Origin of the sequence: Streptomyces diastatochromogenes (assembly GCF_002242805.1) — a bacterium.
GTDB classification, from domain to species: Bacteria; Actinomycetota; Actinomycetes; order Streptomycetales; family Streptomycetaceae; genus Streptomyces; species Streptomyces diastatochromogenes.
Genome location: NZ_MCGQ01000014.1, coordinates 15,153 through 31,694 on the forward strand (window position 1 = coordinate 15,153; position 16,542 = coordinate 31,694).

At 72.1% G+C, this 16,542-nt stretch carries 18 protein-coding genes and 1 pseudogene; 4 read left to right on the forward strand and 15 right to left on the reverse strand.

What is annotated here, in order from left to right; translation table 11 throughout:
* From BEK98_RS17320 to BEK98_RS17355, 8 genes are all read right to left on the reverse strand, one after another.
* The gene (locus BEK98_RS17320; RefSeq protein ID WP_094217456.1) at positions 1-792 is read right to left on the reverse strand and encodes an SDR family NAD(P)-dependent oxidoreductase; all 792 of its coding nucleotides are present in this window, start codon (positions 790-792) and stop codon (positions 1-3) included.
* A gap of 70 nt (positions 793-862) precedes the next feature.
* A complete protein-coding gene (gene pcaDC, locus BEK98_RS17325) occupies positions 863-1,987 on the reverse strand; it encodes a bifunctional 3-oxoadipate enol-lactonase/4-carboxymuconolactone decarboxylase PcaDC (RefSeq protein WP_094217457.1) in 1,125 nt (374 codons plus the stop codon).
* Entirely contained in the window at positions 1,984-3,324 is a 1,341-nt protein-coding gene (gene pcaB / locus BEK98_RS17330) for a 3-carboxy-cis,cis-muconate cycloisomerase (RefSeq protein ID WP_094217458.1), read from the reverse strand. Before pcaB ends, pcaDC begins: the two co-directional genes overlap by 4 nt.
* The gene (pcaG, locus tag BEK98_RS17335; RefSeq protein WP_094217459.1) at positions 3,321-3,923 is read right to left on the reverse strand and encodes a protocatechuate 3,4-dioxygenase subunit alpha; all 603 of its coding nucleotides are present in this window, start codon (positions 3,921-3,923) and stop codon (positions 3,321-3,323) included. The genes pcaB and pcaG overlap by 4 nt, the downstream gene beginning before the upstream one ends.
* Before the next feature lie 8 nt (positions 3,924-3,931).
* Entirely contained in the window at positions 3,932-4,705 is a 774-nt protein-coding gene (gene pcaH / locus BEK98_RS17340; RefSeq protein WP_094217460.1) for a protocatechuate 3,4-dioxygenase subunit beta, read from the reverse strand.
* A 20-nt stretch (positions 4,706-4,725) separates the two neighbouring features.
* On the reverse strand, positions 4,726-5,928 hold the full coding sequence (locus BEK98_RS17345) for a thiolase family protein (RefSeq protein ID WP_094217461.1): 1,203 nt from the start codon (positions 5,926-5,928) through the stop codon (positions 4,726-4,728).
* The gene (locus tag BEK98_RS17350; protein WP_094217462.1) at positions 5,925-6,569 is read right to left on the reverse strand and encodes a CoA transferase subunit B; all 645 of its coding nucleotides are present in this window, start codon (positions 6,567-6,569) and stop codon (positions 5,925-5,927) included. The genes BEK98_RS17345 and BEK98_RS17350 overlap by 4 nt, the downstream gene beginning before the upstream one ends.
* Positions 6,569-7,324 (reverse strand): CoA transferase subunit A, encoded by a 756-nt coding sequence (locus tag BEK98_RS17355; RefSeq protein WP_094217463.1) that lies wholly within the window; start codon positions 7,322-7,324, stop codon positions 6,569-6,571. The genes BEK98_RS17350 and BEK98_RS17355 overlap by 1 nt, the downstream gene beginning before the upstream one ends.
* A 182-nt stretch (positions 7,325-7,506) precedes the next feature.
* Here BEK98_RS17355 and BEK98_RS17360 point away from each other — a divergent pair, with 182 nt between their 5' ends.
* Positions 7,507-7,974, forward strand: a complete 468-nt coding sequence (locus BEK98_RS17360) for a MarR family winged helix-turn-helix transcriptional regulator (protein WP_094217464.1) — start codon at positions 7,507-7,509, stop codon at positions 7,972-7,974.
* Positions 7,975-8,001: 27 nt separating this feature from the next.
* Here the strand turns inward: BEK98_RS17360 and BEK98_RS17365 are convergent, their stop codons facing one another.
* Positions 8,002-8,925, reverse strand: a complete 924-nt coding sequence (locus tag BEK98_RS17365) for a DUF3048 domain-containing protein (protein ID WP_094217465.1) — start codon at positions 8,923-8,925, stop codon at positions 8,002-8,004.
* A gap of 181 nt (positions 8,926-9,106) precedes the next feature.
* On the reverse strand, positions 9,107-10,186 hold the full coding sequence (locus BEK98_RS17370) for an ATP-dependent DNA ligase (protein ID WP_094217466.1): 1,080 nt from the start codon (positions 10,184-10,186) through the stop codon (positions 9,107-9,109).
* A gap of 74 nt (positions 10,187-10,260) precedes the next feature.
* On the opposite strand from BEK98_RS17370, the gene ligD reads away from it, so the two are divergent.
* Complete coding sequence (gene ligD / locus BEK98_RS17375; RefSeq protein ID WP_208643132.1) at positions 10,261-11,280, forward strand: non-homologous end-joining DNA ligase; 1,020 nt, start codon at positions 10,261-10,263, stop codon at positions 11,278-11,280.
* A 31-nt stretch (positions 11,281-11,311) separates the two neighbouring features.
* On the opposite strand, the gene BEK98_RS17380 is transcribed toward ligD, so the two are convergent.
* The 3 genes and pseudogenes from BEK98_RS17380 to BEK98_RS17390 form a co-directional block, all read right to left on the reverse strand.
* Positions 11,312-11,497, reverse strand: coding sequence for a hypothetical protein (locus tag BEK98_RS17380; RefSeq protein ID WP_094217467.1), 186 nt, complete (start codon positions 11,495-11,497; stop codon positions 11,312-11,314).
* Positions 11,491-11,763, reverse strand: a pseudogene (locus tag BEK98_RS50020) (HEAT repeat domain-containing protein); the annotation flags it as partial. The gene BEK98_RS17380 and the pseudogene BEK98_RS50020, both read right to left, overlap by 7 nt.
* Positions 11,764-11,854: 91 nt before the next feature.
* Positions 11,855-12,736 carry a hypothetical protein gene (locus BEK98_RS17390; RefSeq protein WP_094217468.1) on the reverse strand — a complete coding sequence of 294 codons (882 nt, stop codon included), beginning with the start codon at positions 12,734-12,736 and terminating at the stop codon, positions 11,855-11,857.
* Between the two features lie 129 nt (positions 12,737-12,865).
* Between BEK98_RS17390 and BEK98_RS17395 the strand changes: the two genes are divergently transcribed.
* The gene (locus tag BEK98_RS17395) at positions 12,866-13,906 is read left to right on the forward strand and encodes a LacI family DNA-binding transcriptional regulator (RefSeq protein ID WP_094217469.1); all 1,041 of its coding nucleotides are present in this window, start codon (positions 12,866-12,868) and stop codon (positions 13,904-13,906) included.
* 22 nt (positions 13,907-13,928) lie between these two features.
* Here the strand turns inward: BEK98_RS17395 and BEK98_RS17400 are convergent, their stop codons facing one another.
* Positions 13,929-14,720 carry a VOC family protein gene (locus tag BEK98_RS17400; protein WP_094217470.1) on the reverse strand — a complete coding sequence of 264 codons (792 nt, stop codon included), beginning with the start codon at positions 14,718-14,720 and terminating at the stop codon, positions 13,929-13,931.
* Between the two features lie 389 nt (positions 14,721-15,109).
* On the opposite strand from BEK98_RS17400, the gene BEK98_RS17405 reads away from it, so the two are divergent.
* A complete protein-coding gene (locus tag BEK98_RS17405) occupies positions 15,110-15,355 on the forward strand; it encodes a WhiB family transcriptional regulator (RefSeq protein ID WP_094217684.1) in 246 nt (81 codons plus the stop codon).
* Between the two features lie 52 nt (positions 15,356-15,407).
* Here the strand turns inward: BEK98_RS17405 and BEK98_RS17410 are convergent, their stop codons facing one another.
* Positions 15,408-16,382 carry an acyl-ACP desaturase gene (locus BEK98_RS17410; protein ID WP_094217471.1) on the reverse strand — a complete coding sequence of 325 codons (975 nt, stop codon included), beginning with the start codon at positions 16,380-16,382 and terminating at the stop codon, positions 15,408-15,410.
* Between the last annotated feature and the right edge of the window lie 160 nt (positions 16,383-16,542).

The following is a 16,542-nucleotide window of genomic DNA, read 5'->3' on the forward strand; positions in this document are numbered from 1 at the left end:
TCAGACGGCCAGCAGCTGGTCGGTGACCGCCGCCAGCCGCTTCCGCACCTCGCGGTCGTACGCCGCCTCGTGCGCGCGTGCCGGGCTCGTGCCGTCGAAGTAGCGGCCCGTGCCCAGGTCCTGGGTGGCCAGGGCCAGCACGCCCGGCGCGCCGTCGGCGACCGTGTTCCAGGGCGTCACGCCCGCGTCGCGCACCATCGTCGTGTCCATGTAGGTCGCCGGGTGCAGCACGTTGACGGACACCCCGGTGCCGGCCAGCTCCTCGGCGAGCGTGAAGGTGTGCGCGGCGAGGGCGAACTTGCTGCGGCAGTACGCCGACACGCCGTTGTAGCCGCGGGTCAGTTCCGGGTCGGCGAAGTCCAGCGGCTCCTGGCCGACCGAGCCGACGTTCACGATCCGGGCGGGCGGGTCGGCCCGCAGGACCGGCAGCAGGGCGCGGGTCAGTGCCACCGGCGCCAGATAGTTCACCGCGAGCCGCAGCTCGTGCCCGTCGGCGCTCAGCTCGCGCCCGGAGCCGCTCGAACCGCTGCCGACGCCCGCGTTGTTGACCAGCACGTCCAGCTCGGGATGTGCCTGGGCGACCCGGGCGCCCAGCTCGCGGACCTCGGCGAGCGAGGCCAGGTCGGCGACGAACCCCTCCGCCCGGCCCTCGGTGCGCAGCTCCGCGACCAGCTGCTCGGTGCGCGCCCGGTCGCGGCCGTGGGCGAGGACGAGATGGCCGTCCCGGACCAGTTCGAAGGCGATGTACCGGCCGAGCCCGGAGGTGGCGCCCGTGATCAGAACAGTCGACATGCCCCCACCCTAGGCACAGTCCGCCGAAGGGATGGAGGTGCTGCCGAAGCTACGACCGGCAGGGTCACCCTCAGCGCGACTCGTCCTCCTCGGCGAGCACCCGCTGGGCCGTCGCGAACGCCGAGTTCGCCGCCGGCACCCCGCAGTAGACGGCGGTCTGCAGCAGCACCGCCCCGATCTCCTCCGGTGTCAGCCCGTTGCGCCGCGCCGCCCGGACATGCATGGCCAGCTCGTCGTAGTGGCCGTGCGCGACCAGCGCGGTCAGCGTGATCATGCTGCGCTCGCGGCGCGAGAGGGTCGGGTCGGTCCAGATCTCCCCCCAGGCATAGCGGGAGATGAAGTCCTGGAACCGCGCGGTGAACGGAGTCTGCCGGGCCTGTGCCCGGTCGACGTGCGCATCGCCCAGCACCTCCCGGCGCACCGCCATCCCGCCGGCCGGAGCCCCGTTCAGCTGGGTGCGCAGGGCGGTCAGGACGGCCTGCGGGCACTGCGCGGGCGCCAGGTGCGAGGCCCCGGGCAGCTCCACCAGCGCCGCCCCGGGCACCGCGTCCGCGATCTCCCGCAGATGCGCGGGCGGCGTCGCGGGATCCTGCCGTCCCGCCACGAGCAGGGTCGGTACGGTGATGTCGGCGAGCCGGTCGCGCAGGTCGAACGCGGCCAGCGCGTCGCAGCAGGCGGCGTAGGCCTCGGGGTCGGCCTCGCGGTGGTCCCGCACCAGCCGCGGCACGGTGAAGCCGGGCGTGAACCACCGCGCGTCGGCGCTCTCCACCAGCCACTCCATCCCCTCCCGGCGCACCCGCTCGGCCCGCTCCCGCCAGGGCGCGCTGCCGCCGAAGTGCGCGGACGAGCAGATGACGGCCAGCGAGGTCAGGCGCTCGGGATGGTGCACGGCCAGGTGCAGGCCGACCGCGCCGCCCAGTGACACACCCGCATAGGCGAACCGCTCGATGCCGAGCGCGTCGGCGAGCGCCAGCACCAGCGCGGCGAGGTCGCCGACGGTGGCACCCGGCCCGATCAGGTCCGGGGCCGAACCGCCGTGCCCCGGCAGGTCCCAGCGCACCACCCGGTGGGTGATCGACAGCTCGGGCGCGACCGCGTCCCACAGGGCGTACGAGGTACCGAGCGAGGGGCCGAGCAGCAGCGGGGGAGCGGAAGCCGGGCCTTCTTCCAGGTGGTTGAGGAGTTGCACGGTCAACGTCGCTCCAGGGCACGGTCGGTGAGGACATCGGCGAAGCCGGTGTAGTGGGCGGGGTCGGTGAGGTCGTCCAGCTCGACGCCCTTCAAGTCGGCCTCCTCCGCGAGGAGTTCGCGCAACGGGCGGTCCTCCTCGTGGGCGCGGCGGGCCAGTTCGGTCAGCAGCTCCTTGGCGCGGGCGCGGCCGAGGACGGGTGCCAGCGCGGCGGACAGCCGTTCGGAGACGATCAGACCCCGGGTCGCATCGAGGTTCCGGCGCATCGCGGCGGGGTGCACCCGCAGCTCATCGGTCAGCTCGGCCGCGTGGGCGGCCGCGCCGCCCACCAGCCGGAGCAGGTCGCGCAGCGGCTCCCACTCGGCGTGCCAGGCACCGGCCGGCCGCTCGTCCTCGGCGGCGAGGCAGCCGTACAGGGTGGCCGCGAGCTGGGGGGCGCGCCGGGCGGCGGCCGCGAGGAGCGTGGACCGCACCGGGTTCGCCTTGTGCGGCATGGCGGAGGAGCCGCCGCCGCTGCCCTCGCTCACCTCGCCGATCTCGGTGCGCGACAGCGTCAGCACGTCCACGGCGAGCTTGCCCAGCGCCCCCGCGGTGAAGGCCAGACAGCCGGCCAGGTCGGCGACCGGTGTGCGGAGCGTGTGCCAGGGCAACGCCGGTGTCGCGAGGTCGAGTTCACGGGCGTACGCCTCCGTCAGCGCGCCCGGGTCTTCGGCGCCGTACGCCTCGAAGGCCGCCAAGGTCCCCGCCGCGCCGCCGAGTTGGGCGGGCAGTGAGTACCGTACCCGGGTGATGCGGTCGAGTGCGTCCAGCATCAGCGAACGCCAGCCGGCCGCCTTCAACCCGAACGTCGTGGGTACGGCGTGCTGGGTGAGCGTCCGCCCGGGCATCGGGGTGTCCCGGTGCTCCAGCGCGAGCCCGGCCAGCGCCCGCTCGGTCCGGCCGAGGTCGGCGAGGATCAGCTCGAGGGTGCGTACGGCGACCAGCATTGTCGCCGTGTCCATGATGTCCTGGCTGGTCGCACCCCGGTGGACGTAGGGGCCGTACGGCTCGCCGACCGCCGCCGTCAGGTCGGCGACCAAGGGGATGACCGGGTTGCCGCCGGCCGGGGTGCGTGCCGCCAGCGAACGGAGGCCGAAGTTCGCCGGGACGGCCGCCTCGGTCACCGCCGCCGCGGCCTCGGCCGGCGCCAGCCCCAGCGCGGCCTGCGCCCGGGTCAGCGCGGCCTCGGCGTCGAGCAGGGCTCGCAGGTAGGCGTGGTCGCCGGTCTCGGCGGCGGCCTCGGACAGCCCCCACTCGGGGGCGAGCAGACCCGTGTCGGTGTACGGAGGGGACGCAGATGTCACTGGAACTCCAGGAAGACCGTCTCGCCTTCGCCCTGAAGGCGGATGTCGAAACGGCAGGTGCCGCCGCCCTCGTCGCCTGCGATCAGCGTGTCGCGCCGGTCGCCCACCCGGGTGAGCAGCGGGTCCGCGGCGAGCGCGGCCTCGTCGCCCGGCAGATAGATCCGGGTGAACAGGTGCACGAGCAGGCCGCGCGCGAAGACGCACACGCTCAGGTACGGGGCGCTGTTCCCGCGCGCGCCGGGCCGCAGCGTCCGCGCGTACCAGTGGCCGTTCGTGTCGGTCTGGATGCGGCCCCAGCCGGTGAACTCCACACCGTTGCGGCCCAGATAGTCGCCGGTGGCGGGGTCCCGCCGGATGGAGCCGTCCACCTGGGGGACGGTGCCGTCGGGGCGCGGCCCCCACAGTTCGACGAGGGCGTCGGGAAGCGGTTTCCCGTCGCCGTCGAGGACGTACCCGTGGACGGTGATCGTGTCGGGGTGCCCCAGGGGTGCGATGTCCTCGCCGCCGCGGAACGGCAGCGCGTACCCGTAGAAGGGGCCGACCGTGTGGGACGGGGTGGGCAGCACGCTCTCCGGGCTGCTTGTGTCGATCTTCGTCATCGCTGGGGTCAGCGTCCTTCCTCGATCCAGGTGGCGGCGGGGCCGTCCAGCACGATGTCCCAGTGGTAGCCGAGGGAGAACTCCGGCACCGACAGACCGTGGTCGTAGGTGGCGACCAGCCGTTGCCGGGCCGCGTCGTCCGTCACGGACTGCAGGATCGGGTCGTACGGGAAGAGCGGGTCGTTCGGGAAGTACATCTGCGTCACCAGCCGCTGGGTGAACGCCGAACCGAAGACCGAGAAGTGGATGTGTGCCGGGCGCCAGGCGTTGACATGGTTGCGCCAGGGGTAGGGGCCCGGCTGGATGGTGGTGAAGTGGTAGCGGCCCTCGGCGTCCGTGAGGGTGCGGCCGACGCCGGTGAAGTTGGGGTCCAGCGGGGCGTCGTGCTGCTCGCGCTGGTGGGCGTAGCGTCCGGCCGAGTTGGCCTGCCAGATCTCGACGAGCTGGCCGCGGACCGGGCGTCCGGCACGGTCCAGGAGCCGTCCGGACACGGTGATCCGCTCGCCGACCGGCGGGCCGGTGTGCTGCCGGGTGAGGTCGTTGTCGATCTCGGTGAGGTCGCGCTCCCCGAAGGCGGGGGAGTGCAGTTCCACCAGTTCGGGGTCCTGGCTGATGTCCATGGCGACCAGGGGCTGCTTGGGGTGGCGGAGCACGGAGGAGCGGTAGGGCGCGTAGTCGCGGCGCGGATGGTGCTCGACGGGCGCGCCGTCGGCGACCCGCTTCTCGTACGCGGCGTGCTCGGCCGCGATCTCCTGGTCGATGTCCTGCTGGGTGAGAGCCATGGGGGATACCTGACGCTTCCTTATCGTTCCAGGACGAGGGCGAGGCCCTGGCCCACGCCGATGCAGAGGGTGGCCACGCCGGTGCCGGAGCCACGGCGGGCGAGCTGGTGGGCCACGGTGCCCGCGAGCCGGGCGCCGGAGGCGCCGAGCGGATGGCCGAGGGCGATCGCCCCGCCCTGGGGGTTGAGGATCGCCGGGTCGAACTCGGGCCATTCGGCGACACAGCCGAGGACCTGGGCGGCGAACGCCTCGTTGAGTTCCAGCACGGACAGGTCGTCGAAACCCTTGCCCGCCTTGGCGAGGGCGTGGTTGACGGCCTCGACGGGGGCGAGCCCGAAGTACTGCGGGTCGATCCCCGACACCCCGGTCGCGGTGACCCGGGCGAGGGGTTCACGGCCGATGGCCTTCAGCCCCTCCTCGTCGGTGAGGAGCAGGGCGGCGGCGCCGTCGTTGAGCGGGGAGGCGTTTCCCGGGGTGACCGTGCCGCCCTCGGTACGGAACGACGGCCTCAGCTTCGCCATGGTGGCGAGGGAGGCGTCGGGCCGTACACACTCGTCGGCGGCGAAGGCGACCGGCTCGCCCTTGCGCCGCGGGACCGGCACGGGCGCCAACTCGGCGTCGAACAGGCCCTGTCGCTGGGCCGCGGCCGCCTTCTGGTGACTGTGCAGCGCGTACTCGTCCTGCTGCTCGCGGCTGATCTTGTGCTTGTCGGCGATCAGCTCCGCGCTCTCCCCGAGCGGGATGGTCCACTGCGGGTCCATCCCCGGGTTGACCATGCGCCAGCCGAGCGTGGTCGAGTACAGCTCGGTGTGTGCGGCGGGGAACGGCTTGTCCGACTTGGGCAGGACGTACGGCGCGCGGGTCATCGACTCCACACCGCCGGCTACGGCGATCCGCGCGTCGCCGACCGCGATGGCGCGGGCCGCCTGGATCACCGCTTCGAGGCCGGAGGCGCACAACCGGTTGACGGTCACGCCCGGTACCGAGGTCGGCAGGCCCGCGAGCAGGGCGGCCATGCGGGCGACGTTGCGGTTCTCCTCGCCGGCGCCGTTGGCGTTGCCGAAGTAGACGTCCTCGATGCGGGAGGGGTCCAGGCCGGGCGTGCGGGCGAGGAGTTCGCGGAGGGCGTGGGCGGCGAGGTCGTCGGGTCGTACGGAGGACAGCCCGCCGTTGTAGCGGCCGATCGGGGTGCGGACGGCGTCGACGAGGTAAACCGGGTTCACAGCACGTTCTCCCCGATGGTCAGTTCGGCGTCGGTCCGGACGACGACGTCTTCGACGGTCACGCCCGGCGCGGTCTCCACCAGCACGAGCCCCGCATCCGTGACGTCCAGCACCGCGAGATCCGTGATGACTCGGTTCACACACGCCTTGCCCGTGAGCGGCAGCGTGCACTGCTCCAGGATCTTCGGGGAGCCGTCCTTGGCCGTGTGCGTCATGACGACGACGACCGTACGGGCGCCGTGCACCAGGTCCATCGCCCCGCCGATCCCGGTGACCAGCTTCCCCGGGACCGCCCAGTTGGCCAGGTCGCCGCCCGCGGACACCTGCATCGCGCCGAGTACGGCGACGTCGATGTGCCCGCCCCGGATCATCGCGAAGCTCAGCGCCGAGTCGAAGTAGGAGGCGCCCGGCAGGACCGTCACGGTCTCCTTGCCGGCGTTGATCAGGTCCGGGTCGACCGCGTCGTCGGCGGGGTACGGGCCGGTGCCCAGGATGCCGTTCTCCGACTCCAGGACCACCTCGACGCCCGGCGGCAGATGGTTCGGGATCAGCGTCGGCAGGCCGATGCCGAGGTTGACGTACTGGCCGTCCCTCAGTTCGCGGGCCGCGCGGGCGGCCATCTCCTCGCGTGTCCAGGCCATCAGGACCTCACCGTCCGCTGCTCGATCTTCTTGTCCGCCGCCTGCTCGGGGGTCAGCGCCACCACGCGCTGCACGAAGACGCCGGGCAGATGCACCGCGTCCGGGTCGATCTCCCCGGGCTCCACCAGCTGCTCCACCTCGGCGACCGTCACCCGGCCGGCCATCGCGGCAAGAGGGTTGAAGTTCCGGGAGGACTTGTTGAAGACGAGGTTGCCGTGCCGGTCGCCCATGGCGGCGCGGACCAGCGCGAAGTCGGTGCGGATGCCCCGCTCCAGGACGTACTCCACGCCGTCGAACTCCCGGACCTCCTTCGGCGGCGAGGCGAGCGCGACCCCGCCCTCGCCGTCGTACCGCCACGGCAGCCCGCCCTCGGCCACCTGCGTGCCCACGCCCGCCGGGGTGTAGAAGGCGGGGATCCCGGCGCCGCCCGCGCGCAGCCGCTCGGCCAGCGTGCCCTGCGGGATCAGCTCGACCTCCAGCTCGCCGGACAGGTACTGGCGCGCGAACTCCTTGTTCGCCCCGATGTAGGAGCCGGTGACGCGGGCGATCCGGCCGGCGGCCAGCAGCACCGCGAGGCCGGACTCCATCGCGCCGCAGTTGTTCGACACCACGCTCAGACCGGTCGTCCCGCGCTCGTACAGCGCCTGGATCAGTACGTTCGGCACACCGCTGAGCCCGAATCCGCCGACCGCGAGGGACGCGCCGTCCGGCACATCGGCCACCGCCTCCAGGGCAGTGGCGACCACCTTGTCCATCCGTGAAGCCCTATCTCTGCAATTAATCAGCGCACTGAGTATTTCAGCGAGGTGTCCCTCACGCTGCCACCGGACCCCGAAGCCCGTCAAGACCTCGTAGTACTTAGGATTCCCTGGGCAGACAGGTGGGCCGTAGGGTGAGTATCGTTCAGTACACCAACTAATCGATCAGGGGAGTTCACATGGCCGCGGTGGACCTCGCCACCCATCCCGGGCACCTGGCCCGGCGGCTCCAGCAGGCGCACTACCTGCTGTGGAACACCATGGTCTCCGAGGAGACCACCTCACCGCAGTTCGCGGTCATGAACGCGCTCGTCGCCGAGCCGGGCCTCGACCAGCGGACCGTGGGGGAGCGGGTGGGCCTGGACCGGTCGACCATCGCCGAGGTCATCAGCCGGCTCAGCCGCCGCGAGCTGCTGCACAAGGTGCGCGACCCGCAGGACGGCCGCCGTTCGCTGCTCCGCCTCACCGACGAGGGCCTGCGCGTCCACCGCAAGCTGACCGTGCGCACCGCGCGGATGAACCAGGTCTTCCTCGCCCCGCTCTCCCCCGAGGAGCAGACCGTCTTCTTCGACCTGATCCGCCGGGTCGCGGACGCCGCCGAGGACCTGCGCAACCCCGCCGAACCGCTGGTCGCCCAGCAGACCTGAACAGCGGCCCGGTCGGGGGCCTCGGTGTCAGGGAGAGGCCGCGGCGAACACCACCCACACCTGGCCGGCGGCGAAGTTCATCGGGGTGCCGTCCGCCGCCGTGAACGCCGTACCGTCCGTGGCGCCCGGCCGGGACCAGGTGGCGTCGAAGGACCGCCCGTCCCGCAGCACCTCGGCCTTTCCGGAGCCGACCGTCTCGGTGAACGGCGTGGGGTTGCCGAGCGCGTCGTGGTACCGGGACGAGCGGATCTTCACGTACTGCACGACGACCGTCGCCGGGGCGGGCCGATCGCCGTCGGTCGTCACCGTGGGCGTGCCGTCCATCGCGACCAGCCAGCCGCCCCGCCGCGCGGACCAGGTGAACGCGAAGCGCGCCGACGGGTAGCGCACGGTCCGCGAGGACTCGGGAGTGCCGCCGGAAGGCGCCGGGCCGTAGCGGAACCCGGTGGTCAGCGCGGCCTTGCCCGGTGCGGAGGGCAGCACCCGGTCCGGATGCAGATAGAGGTTGTGCGGAGCGGCCCTGTCGGTGCCCCTGTAGTAGGCGTCCGCGGCCTCGTCGGGCGACTCGGCCCGCAGCGGGGCCTGGTGGATCAGCGGCAGCAGCTTGCTCTGGGCCCCGGAGAACGCCAGCGTCGGCTCGTGGAACTGGCGCAGCAGCTCCAGGTCGGACTCGCGGGCGCTGCGCACCGGACCGACCGCCTCGGGAAGCGTGGTGGCGTACACCGCCATCAGACGGCTCAGGCCTCCCTCGACCTGTTCCGCGTACACGACGTCCGCCGCGTCGAGTCCCGTCTGCGGGCGGGCCGCCGGCACGTTGTCGATCTTCACGGCGAGCACCGAGCCGTCCGCGGATGTGGCCGTGCGGGTCGGCGACGGGGTCCGGTGCGGGGCACGGGCGTCGTCGGCCGGGCCGTGCCGTGTGCAGCCCGCCGTCAGGGAAGTCGTCATCATGACGGCGAGCAGCGCCCCCGTCAGCGCGGTACGTCGTGTCCGTGCCCCGTGTCCCCTGCCCACCCTTGAACCCCCGTTCGTATGGGTCGATTGTGTGCTCGTCGGGTCATCGCGGGCTATCCCTGGTGGGTACCGGTCGCGTGCTCAGCGGACCGATCCGCCCCAGGATCGGGACGCAGTCCTAGTGGCCGTCCTCCTTGGCTCCCAGGATCTCCGCGAGGTCGTAGCGCACCGGCTCCTCCAGCTGTGCGTAGGTGCAGCTCTCCGGGGTCCGGTCCGGGCGCCAGCGGCGGAAGCGGGCCGTGTGCCGGAAGCGGGCGCCGTTCTCCATGTGGTCGTAGGCCACCTCGGCTACCCGCTCCGGCCGGATCGGCACCCAGGACAGGTCCTTCTTGCCCGACCAGCGGCTCGGCGCCCCAGGCAGCCGGGCCGTCTCATGCGCCGCCTCCTCTCCCCAGGCCGCCCACGGATGCCCGGTCACGTCCTCCATCCGCAGCGGCTCCAGCTCCTCGACCAGCTCGGCCCGCTTCTTCATGGCGAAGGCCGCCGACACGCCCACGTGCTGCAGGGCACCCCGGTCGTCGTACAGGCCCAGCAGCAGTGAGCCCACCACCGGTCCGCTCTTGTGGAACCGGTAACCCGCCACGACGACGTCCGCCGTCCGCTCGTGCTTGATCTTGAACATGACCCGCTCGTCCTGCCGATAGCGCAGATCGAGCGGCTTGGCGACGACCCCGTCCAGACCGGCCCCCTCGTACTGCTCGAACCACCGGTGCGCCACCTCCACATCGGTCGTCGCCGGCGCCAGATGGACCGGTGCGCTCACCCCGGACAAGGCCCGCTCCAGCAGGGCCCGCCGGTCGGTCAGTGGCACGTCGAGCAGGGAGTGGTCGTCCAGCGCCAGCAGGTCGAAGGCGACGAAGGAGGCCGGGGTCTTCTCGGCCAGCATCCGCACCCGCGAGTCCGCCGGATGGATCCGCTCGGTCAGCGCGTCGAAGTCCAGCCGCCCGCCCCGCGCGATCACGATCTCCCCGTCCAGCACGCACCGCTCGGGCACCCGCTCCTTCAGCGCCACCACCAGCTCCGGGAAGTACCTGGTCAGCGGCTTCCCGGTACGGCTGCCCAGCTCGACCTCGTCGCCGTCCCGGAACACGATCGCGCGGAACCCGTCCCACTTCGCCTCGTAGTGCATGCCCGGCGGGATCTTCGCCACCGACTTGGCGAGCATCGGCTTCACGGGCGGCATCACCGGCAGATCCATGCGTCCGATTCTGCTCTTGTACGTCCCCTGTCGCCCGGTATGCGGGGTGTGCTGGGTACGCCTACCGTGGCCGCATGGGTGATGCGGTGGAACTGGACGTGGCCGGCCGGACCGTACGGCTGTCCAGTCCGGGCAAGGTCTTCTTCCCGGAACGCGGATTCACCAAGCTGGACGTCGCCCAGTACTACGCCGCCGTCGGCCCCGGCATCCTGCGCGCCCTCCGCGACCGCCCCACCACCCTCCAGCGCTACCCGGACGGTGTCGACGGCGAGTGGTTCTACCAGAAGCGCGCGCCCAAGGGCATGCCCGACTGGATCCCGACCGCCCACATCACCTTCCCCAGCGGCCGCAGCGCCGACGAGATGTGCCCCACCGAGGAGGCCGCCGTGGTGTGGGCCGCCCAGTACGGCACCCTCACCTTCCACCCCTGGCCGGTGCGCCGCACCCAGGTCGACCACCCCGACGAACTCCGCATCGACCTCGACCCGCAACCCGGCACCGACTACGCCGACGCCGTCCGCGCCGCCCACGAACTGCGTGCCGTCCTCGACGAGTTCGGCGGCCTGCGCGGCTGGCCCAAGACCTCGGGCGGCCGCGGCCTGCACGTCTTCGTGCCCATCGAACCCCGCTGGACCTTCACCCAGGTGCGGCGCGCCGCGATCGCGGTCGGCCGGGAGATGGAACGCCGGATGCCCGACCAGGTGACGATCAAGTGGTGGAAGGAGGAACGCGGCGAGCGCATCTTCCTCGACTACAACCAGACCGCCCGCGACCGCACCATCGCCTCCGCCTACTCCGTACGACCTCGCCCGCACGCCCCCGTCTCCGCGCCCCTTCGCTGGGAGGAGGTCGGCGTGGCCCACCCCCGCGACTTCGACCTCGCCACCATGCCGGCCCGCTTCGCCGAACTCGGTGACGTGCACGCCGACATGGACGACCACGCCTACTCCCTCGACGCCCTCCTGGAACTGGCCCGCCGCGACGAGCACGACCACGGCCTGGGCGACCTGCCGTACCCGCCCGAGTACCCGAAGATGCCGGGGGAGCCCAAACGGGTCCAGCCGAGCCGGGCACGGCGGGAGCAGGACTCCTGACCCGACCGGGGCCTGATCTGCCGGACAGGCCTTAGCGCACCGGGGTGTCAATCCGCTCGCCGAACCGGGCCGGCACGCGTCTGCCCGCCGCGTCGTCCAGGTCCAGGCTGTTGCGGTGCTCGGCGTGCAGCTCGCGCACATGGGAGAGCAGGGGTGTCCGTACGCGGCCGCTCGGGCGCGGCGGGCCCAGCTCGTCCGCCTCCCGGGCGAGCCGCATATGCTGCACAGCAGGCCGATCACGGCACCCCGGTCCGCGACCGACGGGTTCGCGATCAGCTCGCACAGGAACGGGACGCAGGCGACCGTGCTGTCGTACACATCCCCCTGGTGGTGCGCCGCGCCGTACATGACGTCCAGCGCGGTCTCCCGGCGCTCCGGGTCGTCCGACGCCAACCCCCACAGCAGCTCCGGCACATCGGTCGCCGAGTCCGTGTACGCATGCCCCATCGACGCCCAGTCGACGTCGTCGATCCCCCTGAACATCCTGCCCTCCCCGTGGTTCATGGCGCGTGTTCCGCCACTGATCACAGGATGCCGCACGCCACGGACAACGGGCCGGGCCTGTGGATAACCCTCAGGCGAGGTCGAGCAAGAACCACTCTGTGAGTGGGCTGACCTGGATATAGAGCCGGGAGCCCCGGGAGACGATCCGACGCCGACCGAGCCTGCCGCCGTCGGGGCGGACCAGGCGGCTCTCGGCGACGGGCTCCACGGAGGTCTCCGTCAGACGGCAGTCGACGATCCGGTCGCGCTCGTCACCGTACCCGCTGAAGAACACCGCCTGTTCGCCCAGGACGGCGAGCCCGTTCGCACCCCGCACCGGGTTCTGCCGCACCCGCACGACCTGGTCCTCGCCCACCTCCAGGAGCGGGAAGTCGGTGTACGGACACGCCCAGGCGGTGCGCCCCGCCACGTTCAGGGTGTAGCAGTCGGAGATCCATCCCGCACCGGGCACCGGGCTGTAGGACCACAGGGGTTCGCCCGTGATGCTCCAGCGGCGCAGACCGGACGCGCTCAGCGCGTCGCCGTAGATGCCCTCGTCGAAATAGCCGAGCCAGAGGTCTCCCGCCCGGTCGGCCAGGAGGTGTTTGATGCCGTCTCCCACACGGAACGTGCCGGTCGCCCGGCCCAGTACGTCGAAGACCTGGACCTGCTGCTCGTCGCCCTGGTCCGCGCGGGACGCCGCCAGCACGAACCCGCCGTCGGGCAGGGCCTCGACGCGAGGGCGCCAGGGCAACACCGTATGCAGGTAGGTCTCCTGGCACGCGCCGTCCTCGACGGTCACCACCAGCGCGTCGTACGGATCGGTGCCCCGGTCCTTGGGGTCCTGTTCGGTGAGCAGCCAGTGTGCCCGGCCGAACGCGTCGACCGAGCTGTGGATGATGTGCAGGTCGCGGTAGCCGCGCGGCAGTCGTGCGTAGGGCACGAGCCGCGTCTCGGGGCGCTCAGCCCGCATGAGCCTTTCTCGTCCTCATGCGGCGATCCTCACCGGGCGGGATGCCGGGGAGCAACCCCTTTTCCGGCCCCGACGGCCTCACCGCACCGCGGTTATCCTGATCGCCAGCCGCCGATGAGGAGTCCCGAAGTGACCGAGGCAGTGTCCCGTCCCACGCTGGAGGCCGTGGCCGCGCGGGCCGGGGTGTCCCGGGCCACCGTGTCACGGGTCGTCAACGGCGGGGACGGGGTCCGGGAGCCCCTGGCCGAACGGGTCCGGCAGGCGGTCGAGGAACTCGGGTACGTGCCCAACCAGGCCGCACGCAGCCTGGTCACCAAGCGGCACGACGCCGTCGCCGTCGTCATCGCCGAACCCGAGGCCCGGGTCTTCGCCGACCCCTTCTTCGCGCTGCAACTGCGCGGCATCAGCAAGGAGCTGACGGCCCACGACAACCAGCTCGTGCTGCTGCTGACCGAGGGCCGCGCCGACCACGCCCGTGTGGCCCGCTATCTCGCCGGAGGCCATGTCGACGGCGCGCTGGTCTTCTCCCTCCACCTCGACGACCCGCTGCCCGGCCTGATCCGCAACGCGGGCGTGCCCACCGTGTTCGGCGGCCGCCCCGACTGGAGCGACGGCACCCCCGGTCCGCTGTACGTGGACAGCGACAACCGGGGCGGCGCCCGCGAGGCCGTACGCCACCTCGTGGACCTCGGCCGGACCCGGATCGCGCACATCACCGGCGCACTGGACCAGACCTCGGCGGTCGACCGGCTCGACGGCTACCGGGACGTCATGGGCGAGGCCGACCCCAGGCTCGTCGTGGAGAGCGACTTCACCCCGGGCGGCGGTGAACGCGCCATGCGGGAACTGCTCGACCGCTGCCCGGACGTGGACGCGGTGTTCGCCGCCAACGACCTCACCGCGCTCGGTGCCCTGCGCGTGCTGCGCGAGCGGGGCCGACGCGTGCCCGAGGACGTGGCCGTGATCGGCTTCGACGACGTGCTGCCCGTCGCCGAAGAGGCCGATCCGCCGCTCACCACGGTCCGTCAGGACATCGAGGAGATGGGCCGGCTGATGGCCCGCCTCCTGCTGCGCGGCCTGGCCGGCCGGGCGCGCGGCGCGGCCCCGGCGGACGCGGCCGTCTCCAGCGTCGTCCTGCCGACGACTCTGATCCGACGCGCGTCCGCCTAGCTGTGCCGCCGCCGGTGACGGCTCAGCCCTGCGGCGGCTCGCTCTTGATCACCGCGAAGCGGACGCCGTACGGGTCGGCGAGCTTGGCCATCCGGCCGACGCCCTCCATGGTCGTCGCCGGCATGCGTACCGTGCCACCCAGCTGCTGTGCCTTCTCGACCAGGGCGTCGGTGTCCTCGACCTCGAAGTACGGCAGCCAGTACGGGCCCGCCTCCGCCTCCGTCGGGTCGTCGGCCAGCGGGACGAACCCGCCGAACATCGCGTCCTCCCCGGCACCGCCCGGGTTCACACAGGTGTACGAGCCGCCCGGGAACGGCACGGCCGACGTCTCCAGGCCCAGGACCCTCTGGTAGAACGCGGCGGCCGCCGCGATGTCCGGCGTGTACAGCTCGACCCAGCACAGCGCGCCCGGTTCGTTCGCCACGTCCACGCCCTTGGTCTGCCCGGGCTGCCAGATCCCGAACGGCACGCCCGCCTGGTCGGCGAGGACCGCCATGTGCCCCTGGCCCATCACGTCCATGGGCTGGAACAGCACGCTGCCGTGCGCCTGTTCGGCCGCCTTGGCCGTGGCCTGTGCGTCCTCGCTCTGGAAGTACACCGTCCAGGCCGGCGGCCCCTGGTCGGGTCCGGTCTGCATGCCGCCGGCGACGGTCTTGCCGGCCAGCTGGAAGAAGCCGTAGCCGCCGGCATCCGGCCCCGCCGACTGGAACTGCCAGCCGAAGAGACCGCCGTAGAAGGAGAGTGCGCCGTCGAGGTCGGGCGTGCCGACGTCGATCCAGTTCGGAGCGCCGTTGACGAAACGGGTGGTGAGCATCTTCGCCCTCCTTGAAAGGGGGTCCGGAAGCCCCTGAAAGGGGGTCCGGAAGCGGGTCCCGTCCTCTGCACTGCCGAGTCTGGCACCGCCCACTGACAACCGCTGCCGGAGCGCCGCCGCACGCCGGACCGATGCCTCCGGTCACCCTGGGCGCCGCGTCGGGTTCTCCGGGTCTTCACACCGCTTCGTTTTCACGCCGCTTCCGCGCGCCGCCGTGCGTGGGCGTTCGCGCGCGGAGCATCATCGGGGCGGCCCGGAGTTGCCGCGGGGCATCATCGGGGCGGCCCAGGGCTCCGGCGGGCGGGGCATCAACGGACGGCCCGGGTCGCGGCCGTGCCGTTGACCCGGCGTTGATCGAACGTTTTTCGCCGCCCGGCACGATCCTGCTCATGCACATCGACACGATCACCCCGGCCGACTCCGCCTGGCAGGCACAGGCTCTGTGCGCGCAGACCGGGGCGGACTTCTTCTTCCCCGAGCCCGGCAGCTCGGTGCGTGAGGCGAAGCGCATCTGCGCCATGTGCGAGATGCGCTCCGCCTGCCTCGACTACGCGCTCACCAACGACGAGCGTTTCGGCGTCTGGGGCGGGCTCTCCGAGAAGGAGCGCCTCGCCCTGCGCCGTACGTCCGACTGACCGCGCCGCACGTCGCACCGACACCCGTCCCGGGCGTCGGCCCGAGCGCCGCTCAGCCCGCGGCCCGCGCCGCCATCCGCGCCTTGCGGGCCGCCAGCTTCTCGTCGAACTTGAGGGCCTCCGCGTCCAGGCCGCCCATGAAGAGGCCGAGTTCCTCCTGCGCCTGGCGGCCCTCCGGGCCGAGGCCGTCGATCTCCATGATCTTCAGGAAGCGCAGCACGGGCTGGAGCACGTCGTCGTGGTGGATGCGCAGGTTGTAGACCTCGCCGATCGCCATCTGCGCGGCGGCCCGCTCGAAGCCGGGGATGCCGTGACCGGGCATACGGAAGTTGACCACCACGTCCCGGACCGCCTGCATGGTCAGGTCGGGAGCGAGTTCGAAGGCGGCCTTCAGCAGGTTGCGGTAGAAGACCATGTGCAGGTTCTCGTCGGTCGCGATGCGCGCCAGCATGCGGTCGCAGACCGGGTCGCCCGACTGGTGGCCGGTGTTGCGGTGCGAGATCCGGGTCGCCAGCTCCTGGAAGGCCACGTAGGCGATCGAGTGCAGCATCGAGTGCCGGTTGTCGGACTCGAAGCCCTCGCTCATGTGGGACATGCGGAACTGCTCCAGCTTGTCCGGGTCCACCGCGCGCGAGGTGAGCAGGTAGTCGCGCATCACGATGCCGTGCCGGCCCTCCTCGGCCGTCCAGCGGTGCACCCAGGTGCCCCAGGCGCCGTCGCGGCCGAAGAGCGAGGCGATCTCGTGGTGGTAGCTGGGCAGGTTGTCCTCGGTCAGGAGGTTGACGACGAGGGCGATGCGGCCGATCTCCGTGACCTTGGAGTGCTCCTTGTCCCAGGCCTCGCCGTCCTCGAAGAGGCCGGGGAAGTTGCGGCCGTCGGTCCAGGGCACGTACTCGTGCGGCATCCAGTCCTTGGCGACCTGCAGGTGCCGGTTCAGTTCCTTCTCGACGACTTCCTCCAGCGCGTACAGCAGCCGCGCGTCGGTCCACACGGACGGGCTGCCGAGGTGAGGGGAGGTGATCGTCACAGGAACTCCAGGGGGACGCCGAACTAAAGGGGGAGAGACGGGGACGGTCCGGCGAGCGGTGCCGGAAACCTACGAGATCGTAGGCTACGAATCCGTAGGTTACGAAGCCGTAGGTTAAGTTCGCTGTAAAGATCGCTGATCAGCGCCCGCGGCCCGGCTC